This window comes from Membranihabitans marinus (assembly GCF_019802045.1).
Taxonomy (GTDB): domain Bacteria; phylum Bacteroidota; class Bacteroidia; order Chitinophagales; family Saprospiraceae; genus Membranihabitans; species Membranihabitans marinus_A.
The window spans coordinates 25,495-39,072 of sequence record NZ_JAHVHU010000004.1; the positions used below are offsets into that span (position 1 = coordinate 25,495).

At 42.6% G+C, this 13,578-nt stretch carries 12 protein-coding genes; 8 read left to right on the forward strand and 4 right to left on the reverse strand.

Going from position 1 to position 13,578, the window contains the following annotated elements; all coding sequences use genetic code 11:
* Positions 1-121: 121 nt before the first annotated feature.
* The 4 genes from gyrA (at position 122) to KUV50_RS03100 (ending at position 5,955) form a co-directional block, all read left to right on the forward strand.
* On the forward strand, positions 122-2,617 hold the full coding sequence (gene gyrA, locus KUV50_RS03085) for a DNA gyrase subunit A (protein ID WP_222578627.1): 2,496 nt from the start codon (positions 122-124) through the stop codon (positions 2,615-2,617).
* Between the two features lie 100 nt (positions 2,618-2,717).
* Positions 2,718-4,040, forward strand: coding sequence for a tetratricopeptide repeat protein (locus KUV50_RS03090; RefSeq protein ID WP_222578628.1), 1,323 nt, complete (start codon positions 2,718-2,720; stop codon positions 4,038-4,040).
* A gap of 89 nt (positions 4,041-4,129) precedes the next feature.
* The gene (locus KUV50_RS03095; protein WP_222578629.1) at positions 4,130-4,663 is read left to right on the forward strand and encodes a TRAP transporter small permease subunit; all 534 of its coding nucleotides are present in this window, start codon (positions 4,130-4,132) and stop codon (positions 4,661-4,663) included.
* Positions 4,663-5,955, forward strand: a complete 1,293-nt coding sequence (locus tag KUV50_RS03100; RefSeq protein WP_222578630.1) for a TRAP transporter large permease subunit — start codon at positions 4,663-4,665, stop codon at positions 5,953-5,955. Before KUV50_RS03095 ends, KUV50_RS03100 begins: the two co-directional genes overlap by 1 nt.
* Here the strand turns inward: KUV50_RS03100 and KUV50_RS03105 are convergent.
* A complete protein-coding gene (locus tag KUV50_RS03105) occupies positions 5,945-6,871 on the reverse strand; it encodes a hypothetical protein (protein WP_222578631.1) in 927 nt (308 codons plus the stop codon). The two genes, KUV50_RS03100 and KUV50_RS03105, sit on opposite strands and share 11 nt — an antisense overlap.
* 126 nt (positions 6,872-6,997) lie before the next feature.
* On the opposite strand from KUV50_RS03105, the gene KUV50_RS03110 reads away from it, so the two are divergent.
* The 4 genes from KUV50_RS03110 (at position 6,998) to KUV50_RS03125 (ending at position 10,286) form a co-directional block, all read left to right on the forward strand.
* Positions 6,998-7,492, forward strand: coding sequence for a hypothetical protein (locus KUV50_RS03110; RefSeq protein ID WP_222578632.1), 495 nt, complete (start codon positions 6,998-7,000; stop codon positions 7,490-7,492).
* A gap of 147 nt (positions 7,493-7,639) precedes the next feature.
* Complete coding sequence (locus KUV50_RS03115) at positions 7,640-8,344, forward strand: DUF547 domain-containing protein (RefSeq protein WP_222578633.1); 705 nt, start codon at positions 7,640-7,642, stop codon at positions 8,342-8,344.
* A gap of 23 nt (positions 8,345-8,367) precedes the next feature.
* Positions 8,368-8,955, forward strand: a complete 588-nt coding sequence (locus KUV50_RS03120; protein WP_222578634.1) for a porin family protein — start codon at positions 8,368-8,370, stop codon at positions 8,953-8,955.
* A 371-nt stretch (positions 8,956-9,326) separates the two neighbouring features.
* Positions 9,327-10,286, forward strand: coding sequence for a D-2-hydroxyacid dehydrogenase (locus tag KUV50_RS03125; RefSeq protein ID WP_222578635.1), 960 nt, complete (start codon positions 9,327-9,329; stop codon positions 10,284-10,286).
* Between the two features lie 61 nt (positions 10,287-10,347).
* Here the strand turns inward: KUV50_RS03125 and KUV50_RS03130 are convergent, their stop codons facing one another.
* Genes KUV50_RS03130 through KUV50_RS03140 form a run of 3 tightly spaced genes read right to left on the reverse strand, consistent with a single transcriptional unit; the run spans position 10,348 to position 13,570 of the window.
* Positions 10,348-11,133, reverse strand: coding sequence for a thioredoxin family protein (locus tag KUV50_RS03130; RefSeq protein ID WP_222578636.1), 786 nt, complete (start codon positions 11,131-11,133; stop codon positions 10,348-10,350).
* Between the two features lie 9 nt (positions 11,134-11,142).
* Positions 11,143-12,288: an acyl-CoA dehydrogenase family protein gene (locus tag KUV50_RS03135; RefSeq protein ID WP_222578637.1), complete on the reverse strand. Its 1,146-nt coding sequence runs from the start codon at positions 12,286-12,288 to the stop codon at positions 11,143-11,145.
* Positions 12,263-13,570 (reverse strand): replication-associated recombination protein A, encoded by a 1,308-nt coding sequence (locus KUV50_RS03140; protein ID WP_222578638.1) that lies wholly within the window; start codon positions 13,568-13,570, stop codon positions 12,263-12,265. The genes KUV50_RS03135 and KUV50_RS03140 overlap by 26 nt, the downstream gene beginning before the upstream one ends.
* Positions 13,571-13,578 lie beyond the last annotated feature (8 nt).

Genomic DNA, 13,578 nt, shown 5'->3' on the forward strand with positions numbered 1-13,578 from the left:
GTGTTTTAAGATTAACGGCGAAAATACAGGTTTTGTGGATAATTCAGTTTGATATTGATTATTAAATACTATATATTTTTAATACATTTGCATCGCTTAAAAAAACCATAGATAACTATAAATGCCACAACAACAAACAATTATCCCAATTAACATCGAAGAGGAGATGAAGACCGCTTACATCGATTATTCGATGTCAGTGATTGTTTCCCGGGCTTTGCCTGATGTAAGAGATGGGTTGAAACCTGTACACCGGCGTATACTATACGCTATGCAGGACCTGGGGTTGGCTCATAATAAGCCACATCGGAAGTCCGCCCGGGTCGTCGGAGAAGTGCTTGGGAAGTATCATCCGCATGGTGATTCATCTGTGTACGAAGCCATGGTACGGATGGCTCAGGATTGGTCACTTCGATACCCACTGGTTGATGGACAGGGAAACTTTGGTCACATTGACGGTGATAAAGCAGCTGCCATGCGATATACCGAAGCCCGGTTGGGCAGATTGGCAGACGAGCTTCTCGGCGATATCAAAAAAGATACGGTTGATTTTAACTTCAACTTTGATGACTCTCTGAAGGAACCTTCAGTATTGCCATCCAGCTTTCCAAACCTGCTTGTCAATGGAGCTTCAGGAATTGCAGTCGGAATGGCAACCAATATGCTTCCACACAATATGTCTGAAGTTATAGACGGCGTCATAGCTACGGTTCAGAATCCGGATATTGATACGGAAGGCTTGATGGAACATGTCAAGGCGCCTGATTTTCCAACCGGCGGAATCATTTATGGCGTAGAAGGGGTAAAGGAGGCTTTTGAAACCGGACGTGGACGGATCGTTCTTCGGGCAAAATCTGAAATAATAGTCGATAACCGAGGGCGGGAGACGATCATTATATCCGAAATTCCTTACCAGGTTAATAAAAGCTCCCTGATTGTAAAAATCAGCGAGTTGAAAAGAGATGAAAAAGTCACGGGAATATCAGAAGTTCGTGATGAATCGGATCGCGAGGGAATCCGGATCGTCATCGAGGTGAAACGGGATGCTATGGCGCAAGTAGTGCTCAGTAAACTTTATAAATACAGCCAGTTACAAGCCTCATATGGGGTGAACAATGTTGCGCTGGTAAAAGGCAGACCTCATTTACTTTCACTTAAAGAACTGATCGAGGAATTCATTGAGTTTCGGATTGAAATCATTGTTCGGCGTACTCAGTTTGACTTAAAGAAAGCTGAAGATCGGGCACATATAGTGGAAGGTCTTATCATTGCTGTCGACAATATCGATGAAGTCATTAAGATTATCCGTGGATCCAATACGGTTGATGAAGCCCGCGATGGGTTGATAGAACGCTTTGAGTTTACAGAGAAGCAGGCCAAAGCAATTCTGGAACTGCGACTGCAGAAGCTGACCGGTCTGGAAATCGATAAACTACGGGCTGAGTATGACGAGTTAATGGAAAACATAGCTTACTACAAAGAAATTCTGGCCAGCATCGATCTTCAAAAAGAGATTGTGGTGGAAGAGTTACGAGTGATCAAAGAGAAATACGGCGATGAGCGACGGACAGAGATCAGTTATGCCGACGGTGAAATTAGCATCGAAGATCTGATCCCCAACGAGGAAATGATTGTTTCGATTTCTCATCTTGGTTATATTAAGCGAACAAAATCCGCTGAATATAAAGTGCAAGGCCGGGGTGGAAAAGGATCAAAAGGATCCAGAACCCGGGAAGCCGACTTTCTGGAACATGTGTTTGTCGCCGATGCCCACAATTACCTATTGTTGTTTACCGAGCAAGGCAGATGTTTTTGGTTGCGGGTTTACGAAATTCCAGAAGCAAGTCGAAATGCTACAGGGCGGGTTATTCAAAATATACTGCAAATTCCGAAAGATGATAAGGTGATGGCTTACATCATCGTCCAGGATCTTACCGATGAAGAGTTCTTGGTCAATAATTATATCATGTTTAGTACGGTAAGAGGTTTGATCAAGAAAACTTCTTTGGAGCAATATTCTCGACCACGTGTGAATGGTATCAATGCGATAACCATCAACGAGGGTGATCAATTGATGGAAGCGAAACTGACGAACGGAAATAGTGAAATTCTGCTAGCCAACCGGAATGGTCGGGCCATCCGATTCAATGAGTCCAAGGTGCGTCCCATGGGCCGAAATGCAGCCGGTGTGATCGGAATCCGACTTGACGATGAAGATGACCGCGTGGTAGGTATGGTTTGCGTCGATCAAGATGATGACGATGCAACGATTCTGGTGGTGTCGGAAAAAGGAAACGGGAAACGATCATTGCTGGAAGAGTACCGGGTCACAAACCGGGGTGGCAAAGGGGTAAAAACCATTAATGTCAACGAAAAGACGGGCCAGCTAATCGGCCTGAAATCTGTCACAGAGGAAGATCATCTCGTGATCACGAACAAATCGGGTCTGACGATTCGCATGGATGTTGCTAATATCCGGGTGATGGGTAGAGCTACCCAGGGTGTACGTCTGATTTCACTGAATAAAAATGATGCTATTGCAGATATAACTGTCATCCGGGGTGGTGATGAAGAAGATGATTTCGAAGAAGTTGTTCCCATTGATGAAGAGGAGTGATTTTAACGATTTTGTAGAATTACCTTAACATGAATAAAATAATTTTTGTTATATTTCATTAGTCATAAGAATGAATTTAATCATAAACAGCATTTTACCAATGAGAAAAATTATAACTTTTGCCTTACTGGCATTATTCGGAACCCTAAGTGTTCAGGCGCAAGACGTCAATCCGAAAAAAGCCTACCGGCAAGCCAAACGAAATCTCAGCTCTTTTGAACTCGATAATTCCAAAGTCGATGAATTGAATGAAGCTGTAAATCTGATCATGTCTGCGGCGAAAGATGAAGACATGAAGTCTGATGCAGGTATGTGGAATACGATGGGAGACATCTACAGCGCCTATTTGGAATTGGATTATAAGCGCAGTTTGATGGACGAAGCGTACAAACCTCAGTTTCTTCAGGAAGCGAACAAAGCGTACATGGCTTACAAAGAGGCGTATAAAGTAGCGGATAAAAGCCGTGATAAAGACGATGCCCTGGCCGGGATGGCTGGATTAATCCAATCCATGAGCAATTCCGGTATCACCGTATTGCAGGCTGGTGATCCGATGGGCGCGTATAATATTTTTAGAAATGTATTGGACATACATGAACTGCTCAAAGAAAATGAGAAGGACAGTCCCCTCAATGACGAGGAGGCGATGAATAATCAATTGTTCCTGGCTGGCTATGCAGCATTACTGGCCGAACAGTATGAATTGGCTACTCCGTACTACATGGAATTGAAAGAGAATGATTATGATGATCCGAGTCTATACGAAGGATTGTTCAAAATCAAGGCCCAGGATGATCCTGATGCCGCAGCTGCTATATTGGAAGAAGGAAGACAAAAGTATCCCGATGATCTGACTCTTTTGTATGCTGAAATCAATGCGGCGCTTAAAAATAATGAAATCCAGTCCCTGGAAAGCAAATTAAAAGAAGCCATTGCCAAAGATCCGGAAAATGTGTCCTTGTATACGACAACCGGCTCAGTGTATGATCGCTTATTTCAGGAAATGATGGATTCGGACGCTGAACAGGCCGCAGCTTATTTTGACAGCGCCAAGGTGTATTTTGAAAAAGCATTGGAAGTCAATCCCGACAATGTAGATGCCATTTATAGCATCGGTGCGTTGTATTATAATCAAGCTGCACAAGGTACTCAAGAACTTCAGGCTATGGCTGATGACCTGACATCCGAGGGAATGAAAAAATATGATGCTAAGAAAGCAGAGGTCGATAAAATATTTGACGAGGCGTTACCATACTTTAAACGAGCAGAGAAAGTAAATCCAAGTGACCGGAATACCTTGATTGCGCTCAAAGAGATCTTTGCACGGAAAAATAAGATGGATATATCTGATGAGTTTGCCAAACGACTTGAGAAAGTCGAAGCTGGTGGAACGATCGATTCCTCTTATTTTGAGAATAATTAAACAATCTGCATTCACATAAGAGTATAAAAAAGCCACGATATTTTCGTGGCTTTTTTTATTTTATCAATCTATTTTTTCATATTGAGCACATGAAACCAGCTATGTTCGGACGGATTGATCAGCTTTTTGTCAAAATAGGCGAATACGTCAGTCTTCTTAATATTCTATTGGTGGTTTTGATTCTGGTGGATGTGGTGGCACGTTATTTATTTTTCTCCTCCTCAGCCTGGCTTAATGAACTGGAATGGCATGTTTTTTCAATGATATTTCTCTTTGGAGTCGTTTACACATTACAGTATGACGACCATGTCCGGGTCGATGTCTGGTATTCGAACAGGTCCCCGATCCAACAATTGTGGATCAATCTATTGGGAACTGTGGTATTCCTTATACCGTGGTGTGTCATCGTGTTACTGACTTCGCTTAAATACGCTCATCATTCTTTTGAAATGAATGAAATGAGTGCTGATCCGGGTGGACTTCCATACCGATATATTATCAAATATATGATGGCATTGTCATTTGGATTACTGCTCGTATATAGTTTGTTATTTGCAGTAAAATGTGGTGTACGACTGACCAACCCGGAAGTGGAGGTTTTTCTAAAAAAACTTGGGAATTGATGGAGTGGATCGCATTGGTCATGGTCGGCGTAGTTTTCTTGTGCCTGGTGTTGGGATTTCCGGTAGCTTTTACGTTGGCCGGGGTAGCGACCATAACCGGCCTGCTGACGCTTGGTCCTGATTTTTTCAACTTTCTTCCATCCAGAATCATGGGGATTATGAGTAACTACGTGTTGCTTGCCGTACCCTTGTTTGTATTTATGGGGATTATGCTTGAAAAGAGTGGAATGGCAGCTACACTACTCAAAACAATGGCGCAAATTTTTGGGAAAGTCAGGGGTGGGCTTGGTGTAAGTGTGATTATTGTAGGAACATTATTAGCTGCTTCCACGGGGATCGTTGGAGCCACAGTAGTCACTATGGGACTCATCAGCTTACCATCCATGATCGAGTCGCGATATAACATTCCATTGGCTACAGGAATTATTGCTTCATCAGGTACCCTGGGTCAGATCATTCCGCCTTCCATTGTTTTGATTCTTCTGGGTACAGTATTGAATGTGTCTGTGGGCGATCTCTTTCTGGCAGCTATTTTACCTGGATTGATCATCGTGGGATCGTACATAATTTATGTGTTGGTCGTTGCGAAAGCAAAGCCTGAAGTAGCTCCTCCGGTGGCTCGCCATTCAACGGACCACATTTCCGTTCAATCGATATTCACGGCACTTCTGATGCCACTGTTTTTGATGGTAGCTGTCTTGGGTTCTATTTTTGCCGGGGTAGCTTCTCCGACGGAAGCCGCAGCGGTAGGTGCATTTGGGGCGGTCCTATTGACCGTGATAGCCGGAAAGTTCAGCTTTAAAAAATTAGTAGAAACCAGCCGGGAAACCACCCGGTTGACGACGATGGTTTTTTTTATTCTTATCGGTGCGACTACGTTCTCTCTCGTTTTCCGTGGGCTGCATGGTGATGACCTTATATTGGAATTAATACAGTCTGCTCAATTATCCCCGGATATTTTGGTTCTTCTGATTCTATTAATCGTATTTATCCTTGGGTTTTTTATCGATTTCGTGGAAATCATTTTTATCATCGTGCCCATTGTGCTGCCCATCCTCAATGCCTATGAAATAGATTTACTATGGGTGGGAATCCTACTTGCGATCAATTTACAAACCTCATTTTTGACGCCACCGTTTGGATTCTCTCTGTTCTATCTCAAAGGGGTAGCTCCTCCTGAAGTAAAAACACGGGATATATACCGGGGCATCATCCCCTTTATTATTATTCAGTTGGTGGTCCTTACGATGATTTATATATTTCCGTCCGTTCTGCTTTTTTTTACTCCGTAATGGAAACGAGTATTTGACGGACCCGGGGTTCGAGTTTGAGTAAACTGCTGTTATCTGACGAAATCACTTTATCACCGATAAGAAATGGGTATACTGATATATCTCCATGATAATCAAAGCTCAATGTGAGTTTGGGGTTGAGATCGCCACCTTGCCAGTTTAATGTTGTACCGGCCAAATCCCATTGGAATCCGGTCAATTCAAACGGCGTCCCATTGATAGCTGTTACTTCTTGAATCGATTGACCGATATGGATCCCTGATTTGGTTTGCCATTGTGCACCGGGTTTTGAAATTATGACCTGCTGGATGTTTTCAAAATCCTGATTTTTCCAGTAGATTTTCAATTCATTGTTGGAGTTCGGGTACAAAATAGTGCCCTCTACGGTTTCTTCTCCACCCAGATGAAGCTTGTCTTTGATGACTTCACCAGGGCCCATCTGACTGACGAGTTCTTCATGCGTTGACTCTTTGGTTACAATACCTGCTCGGATGCCTGGTTCGATAATAAAATCTTTGACTCGACCGGCAATGGTAAGCTCGTCAGATTCCAGAATTTCCATTCCACCACCATAAATCCATCCTGTATCACCATTGAATATTATTTCATGCCAATAATGTGGTTTATTCAAACCTCGAATTGAGATGGTCTCTGTAGTGTCCGATTTTTTCCCGGTCAGGCGGACATACTGACCCTTACCAATCTGGGTGATTTCATTTCCACCTAAACCCGACCCATCGCGCATTCGGAGATTGTCCACGACAACTTGTCCATATTTTAGTTCTTCTTCAACTTCACGTTCTGTAGAATCATTATCCGTTTCATTTCCGTCTGAAAAGAAATTGCAGCCCGAAAGCAATAACCCGAGTATCACAGAAATTGCTAAAAAATAGGGGAGTTGCTTCACTGTAAACATGTCTTTTCGTGTTAATTGAATTATCTTTCCGTAACTGACCTTAAATGTCTTAATATTTTTTGAGAAAACGAATGAGAATACGCAGGATAAATTTAATTTTGCCAGTGTAACGAAAAATTAAGAACAATGATTGAAGAATTCAAAGGTATTAGTGAAAGCGAGTATGAGAATCTGAAAAATGCCATCTCATATATAACAGTTTTGATCGCGGGAGCGGATGGAACCATCGAAGACCATGAAACAGACTGGGCAGCAAAGGTTACTGATATAAGGTCTTACAATTTGCCGCGTCGTCTATCCACATTTTACAAAGAAGCAGGCGAGACTTTCCAGGAAGATGTTGAGTTCTGGGTGAATAAGTTCAATGAAGATGCAGATAGTACCATGAAAGAACTGAAATTCAGATTAGCCAATTTGAATGACGTGTTTGCAAAATTGGATGACCACCAGTTAGCTTATGAACTTTATCTTAGTTTTCGCAGCTTTGCACGCCATGTTGCCCGTTCTACTGGTGGGTTTTTGGGGTGGGGTGCAATTGGTCCCGAAGAAGATGAACTGATTGGGCTTACAATGATTCATCCCATAGCACCACCCATCGAGGAAGACAGAAAGGGATTATAGGGTTTGAAGAAACGGGCGTGACGATGGGTCAAGCCTTTTTTTAGCTGAATAGGAATTGGCGCATAATGTTAATTTCCATATAAAAGCTTGTGATATAGTAACAATTATAGTTTTATTTCCTTGATGTTATTGTATTACATAAAAACGATGTTTATAAAACTGATAATTCCCTTTTTGGTTATTGCACTATGCTTGAATAAAACGACCGGGCAGGTAGATTATAGTCTTTATGGAAAGATATTATCCCAAAATGTATCACCTGCCGGGCAGGTGAATTATGAAAATATAGTCCAAAATCAAAAAGAAGAACTTGGCCAGTTTCTCCGTGATCTGGCTGATGTCAACCCAGAGAATCTAAAGAAAGACCAACAATTGGCCTACTGGATTAATGCTTACAATGCATTTACGATCCAATTGATCATTGATCATTGGCCTGTAAAGTCCATAAAGGATATCGCCAACGGGGAGCCCTGGGATAAGCAATGGATAACGCTGCATGGAGGTACCTATTCTCTGAATCAAATAGAGCATGACATCATCCGTCCTGGGTTCAATGATCCTCGTATTCATTTCGCGGTCAACTGTGCAGCCAAAAGCTGTCCGCCCTTACTGAATAAACCTTATTATGGGGATCAACTGGATCATCAACTGAACAATCAAAGCAGGCTGTTTATAAACAATCCAAAATACAACAGACTTTCAAAAAAGAACATCGAAATATCCAGACTATTTGAATGGTACGAAAAAGATTTTGATGATGTTATTGATTTCATCAATAAATACTCGAAAATCACTATTGATCCGGAGGCAGAAATACGTTATAAAGGATACAATTGGGCATTGAATAATTAACCATTAACTAAAAAACCAATACTATGAAAAAGATTATTTTAAGTGTGTGTATGTTTGTGGCTCTGGGTGTCACTGCACAGGCGCAGGCAGACTTTATTATTAAAGCAGGACTGCATTCTGTGTTAAGTTCTGAATCTGAAATTAATTCAACAAATGTCAAAGGCGGACGCGTCGGCTGGAATCTGGGAGCTGATTTCCGATTTGGAAATATATTGTTTTTACAGCCCGGAGCGCATTTTTATTCCTCCTCGTTGTCCCTGGAAGCAGCAGACGGGACTGTAACGGACTTTAAAGAGTCAGCCCGGCTGCAAAGCTTGAAAGTTCCGTTGATGGTCGGATTGTCTCCATTCAGTAACGCCGGGGGCGGAAACTTTGAATTTGTGATCAATGCCGGCGTGGTTCCCACATTTAACCTGGGGATAAAAGATGAAAATGATTTTATCAAAAATGACGATGTGAAAGATGTGAATTGGAGCGGAAAAGTTGGAGCCGGTTTGGAGTTTGGAGTGTTTGTGGTCGGTGTGGATTATGAGTTCGGTTTCAATAAAATTCTGGATGATGCTGAGAGTAATTTCTCCATTATCGGAGCCACTGTCGGTCTCAAGTTCTAACCTGAACTATTCACCACAACTAATAAAGTTTGGGATGTTAGAACGTTAACTAATACATTCTCAGTCCTATTTGAGAAATTGAATATTTCTCAAATAGGGAAGTTGTTTGAATTAAATTCATCCATCTCCTTCGTTGCGAAAGCCTTGAAATAGTACACTATTTCTAACGGCCCACCCAAAATGAGGTCATTTTGGTTCCTTCATCAAAAATGGATTTACCATTTTTGGTCTTCGTTTCACTCCGACTCCATTCAGTCATGCCTTGGATCTGAATAAATTTAATTTCATGAATAATCCAGGCTCAGAAGAAATTTTGAAATTAGAAATTAAATGGGCAACTTTGGTTGCCCATTTTTATTTAAAACAGTACTATGGCACAAATCGTATTTTTGGAAGTTGATACCGTTACCACAGGAGATTTGGATGTCAAGCAATATGACGAATTCCATCAAGCTATTCTTCTGAACTCCACAGACACCGATAAACTTTTTGATCAATACAGCAATGTAGAGGTCTTATTGATCAATAAGACGGAGATAAACAGCTCGGTTCTGGAAGATCTGCCTAATTTAAAGTTGATACAAATCCTGGCGACAGGGTATGATAATGTTGATCTGGAAGCCTGTCGAGAACGTGGAATCGAAGTATGCAATATCGAAGGGTATAGCACCTATAGCGTGGCTCAACATGTCTTTTCGCTGATTCTTACGCTGACTAATAAAGTAAATTATCACTGGCAGATGGCCCGGGACGGAATCTGGTCCAACGAACCAAAATTTACGTTTTATACGCCGGGTATTCCGGAACTGCATCATAAAACACTGGGGATCGTAGGAATGGGAAGCATTGGTTCTGCTGTAGCCCGGATAGGAAAAGCTTTTGGTATGAGAATTATAACCCATACCCGGAGCCCCGAAAAGATATCGGACGGTGACATTCGGTTTGTCGAACTCGATGAATTGGCACGCACCGCTGATTTTGTGAGTTTGCATTTGCCTTTGACACAGGATACTGCACAGCTCGTCAATGCAGAATTTTTATCTAAAATGAAAGAAGAAGCGATATTGATCAATACCGCACGGGGTGGACTAATAGATGAACAAGCACTGCATGATGTACTCATTGTCAAAGGGATAAGAGGTGCAGGACTGGACGTGCTCACAGAGGAACCACCGCCGGTGGATCATCCGCTTCTTTCCCTTCCCAACTGTATAACCACGAGTCATATGGCGTGGGCTACATTGGACGCTCGCCAACGACTGATGAAGAAAGCAGCAGAGAATGTAAGTATTTTCCAGAGAGAGGGAACTGTGCCACATTCATTGGCGTAATGTAACATAAGCATCCTGCTTTTGGAAATCCCCGAGTTGCTCTCCAAGGATTTGGCGACGGCTATATAACCTGTGAGAACTGCGTACTATATTTCCGATTGAGCTCATGCGTAGCGCCGAGAAACTGTCGAAAAGCCAGAAGTGCCATTTTGGGAAGTTCTTGGGTAGAAGGATCATTCATCCGATTGGCTTGAAGTAAAAATTGGTAGGTAGATTCAAAGTTTTTCTTTGCCAAAGAATTTTTTGCCGCCCACATTTTCTTGATTACCGGATCATCAGAATATTGGACTTCCATTAAGGCGAACAGATCTGTTATAAACAATCGGTCCTCCATTTGGTCCGATTGATCGGGAATCATGCCCAGGAATTTTCTGCTTTTATCCGGGTCAGTAAAAAAATAATGGCGGGCTAAGGTTAGCAAGTAAACTTCTTTTCTGGATGAGCGCTCAATACTCTGCTCCAGGTTTTCAATCCATTTATTTTCCGGATTTTCGGTATAATGACTGTATCTTAAAATATATGGCCAAAGCAATGCATTTTGTATAAACAAAGTAAGTTCAAATTCTGATAACGGATCGGAGAACTGGTCGATTGGATATCCACTAACGAAGGCTTTTGTATGGGGTACGCCCATCACTTTTTGGTCCAGCGCCAGATCTGTGTTCTGATCGACATCGATTCCCGCCGTGGTGATCGGAAAAGGATAGTTGCTCTCGACGTGTTGGATGGTATCTGTCAATGCATGGCACGGACCACACCAGGGGGCCCAGAACTGAAGAATAACTGGTTGCTGGTATGAAGCTTTGATAATCTCCTGATAAAAGGTTGAACTATTAACTTGTTTCATGCGTATCAGTTATTCATTTAAAATTTTTCTGGAAATCACAATTTTTTGAATTTCACTCGTTCCTTCTCCAATCGTACACAGTTTGGAATCTCTGTAAAATTTTTCCACAGGATACTCTTTCGTATACCCGTTGCCCCCAAAAATTTGGATCGCATCAGTGGCAACGCGGACACAAACTTCTGATGCAAAATATTTAGCCATCGCGGACTCTTTGGTCATCGGCAGATGTTTATTCTTTTTTTCAGATGCCTGTTCAATAAGTAATGCTGAAGCTTGAATTTCGGTGGCCATATCAGCCAGTTTAAAGCTGATTGCCTGAAAATTGGATATGGGTTGGCCAAATTGTTCCCGTTGTTTTGCGTATTCCAGGGCGGCTTCGTAAGCACCCACCGCTATGCCTAGGCTCAAGGCCGCAATGGAAATACGTCCACCGTCCAGTATTTTCATAGCTTGCTGAAATCCCTGACCTTCTTCTCCCAACCTGGCACTGACTGGTATGCGACACTGATCGAAGATCATTTCTGCTGTTTCGGAGGCCCGCATTCCCAGTTTGTTTTCTTTTTTACCGGCTTCAAATCCTTTGGTTCCACGCTCCACAATAAATGCGCTCATGCCTTTACTATCCATCGGTTCTCCGGTGCGGGCGATGACTACTGCTACTTCTCCGCTGATTCCATGCGTAATCCAGTTTTTCGTTCCGTTGAGAATATAGTGGTCACCATCTCGAGTGGCGGTGCATTTCATACGCATGGCGTCGCTTCCTGTGGTAGGCTCTGTGAGTCCCCAGGCACCGATCCATTCCCCTGATGCCAATTTGGGCAGATACTTGTTTTTTTGTTCCTCACTGCCAAACTGGAGGATGTGATTCGTGCAAAGTGAATTATGTGCAGCGTACGAAAGACCGATTGATGGATCTACTTTAGAGATTTCTTTGATGATAGCTACATATTCGTGGTAGCCAAAACCAGCCCCCCCATATTGTGTCGGAACCAAAGCGCCCATGACGCCAAGTTTCCCCATGCGGGTGAACAACTCTTTGGGAAATACCTGAGCTTCATCCCACTCCATGACATAAGGGGCGATGTGCTCCTTGCAAAAGTCGGAAATACTTTCCGCGATAAGTTGAATCTCATGGTTCCCTTGTTGTTTTTCCATCTTTTTTCGATTGATTTGGGTGATTCCACCACTTGTTTAGTTGTTCTTGAATTCTTTTTTCAGCTTGATTATTCTGAGGCTGATAAAATTGCGTCCCTTTTATTTCTTCCGGTAAATATGATTGCCGGGTAAAATGACCGGGATAATTATGTGGATATTTGTATTCCTTTCCATAATCCATGTCCCGCATTAATTTTGTCGGTGCATTTCTGAGGTGCAAAGGTACGATATGTGACTCAGAATTTTTTACTTTAGCCATAGCTTTGTTAATGGCAGTGTATGCAGAGTTACTTTTAGGTGATGTCGCCAGATAAATGGTGGTTTGGGCTAACGGGATCCGTGCCTCGGGCATACCAATGTGATGAACGGCCTGAAAGCAATTGTTGGCGAGCAATAACGCATTGGGATTGGCCAGACCGATGTCTTCCGAGGCCAAAATGATTAGTCGTCGGGCGATAAAAACGGGATCCTCTCCACCATTTAGCATTCTGGCCAACCAGTATATAGCTGCATCCGGATCACCACCGCGAACTGATTTTATAAAGGCAGAAATCATATCATAGTGCTGCTCACCTTTTTTATCGTAGTTCATCGGATTCACGCGAGCTGTTTCACGGATTATATCTTCCGTGAACTGGACCTCGTTGCTTCCATCATTGGCCTGATGCGCCACCTGTTCCAGAAGGTTGAGTGTCCGTCGCGCATCTCCGCCGCCAAATTTGATCAAGGAGGTATAATCCACGTACCGGATCTTTAATTTACTCAAATAAGGATCTGTTTTCAGGGCACGGTCTATGATTTCTGTAAGCTCTTTCTCCGACAAGGGATTCATCCGGTACACCTGCATTCTGGACAACAGTGGAGAGATAACCTCAAAAGAAGGATTTTCTGTTGTTGCACCGATCAGGGTAATTTTACCTTTCTCCACAGCATTCAGCAAGGAATCTTGCTGACTCTTGCTAAACCGGTGAATCTCATCTATAAAAAGCAGCGGTGATCCGTGATCCAAAACCCGGGACTTATCTGCTTTCTCGATAATTTCTCGAAGTTGCTTTACGCCCGAATCTACCGCAGATAATGTATAATATGGCCGGTCCAATAAGTGCGCAATAATTCCCGCTAAGGTAGTCTTACCAACGCCGGGAGGGCCCCAAAGTAAAAATGATGGGATAAATCCCCGGGAAATATTTTTTCGGACAATCCCTTGTTCTCCCACCAAATGCTGTTGACCATAAAAATCATCTAGTGTCACTGGCCTGATCCGGTCAGCTAATGGCTGCATAATATTGT

Bases quoted from the DNA above. Each gene is read 5' to 3' on its own strand.
- gyrA (WP_222578627.1), top strand. From the start codon at position 122: ATGCCACAACAACAAACAATTATCCCAATTAACATCGAAGAGGAGATG.
- KUV50_RS03090 (WP_222578628.1), top strand. From the start codon at position 2,718: ATGAGAAAAATTATAACTTTTGCCTTACTGGCATTATTCGGAACCCTA.
- KUV50_RS03095 (WP_222578629.1), top strand. From the start codon at position 4,130: ATGAAACCAGCTATGTTCGGACGGATTGATCAGCTTTTTGTCAAAATA.
- KUV50_RS03100 (WP_222578630.1), top strand. From the start codon at position 4,663: ATGGAGTGGATCGCATTGGTCATGGTCGGCGTAGTTTTCTTGTGCCTG.
- KUV50_RS03105 (WP_222578631.1), bottom strand. From the start codon at position 6,871: ATGTTTACAGTGAAGCAACTCCCCTATTTTTTAGCAATTTCTGTGATA.
- KUV50_RS03110 (WP_222578632.1), top strand. From the start codon at position 6,998: ATGATTGAAGAATTCAAAGGTATTAGTGAAAGCGAGTATGAGAATCTG.
- KUV50_RS03115 (WP_222578633.1), top strand. From the start codon at position 7,640: ATGTTTATAAAACTGATAATTCCCTTTTTGGTTATTGCACTATGCTTG.
- KUV50_RS03120 (WP_222578634.1), top strand. From the start codon at position 8,368: ATGAAAAAGATTATTTTAAGTGTGTGTATGTTTGTGGCTCTGGGTGTC.
- KUV50_RS03125 (WP_222578635.1), top strand. From the start codon at position 9,327: ATGGCACAAATCGTATTTTTGGAAGTTGATACCGTTACCACAGGAGAT.
- KUV50_RS03130 (WP_222578636.1), bottom strand. From the start codon at position 11,133: ATGAAACAAGTTAATAGTTCAACCTTTTATCAGGAGATTATCAAAGCT.
- KUV50_RS03135 (WP_222578637.1), bottom strand. From the start codon at position 12,288: ATGGAAAAACAACAAGGGAACCATGAGATTCAACTTATCGCGGAAAGT.
- KUV50_RS03140 (WP_222578638.1), bottom strand. From the start codon at position 13,570: ATGCAGCCATTAGCTGACCGGATCAGGCCAGTGACACTAGATGATTTT.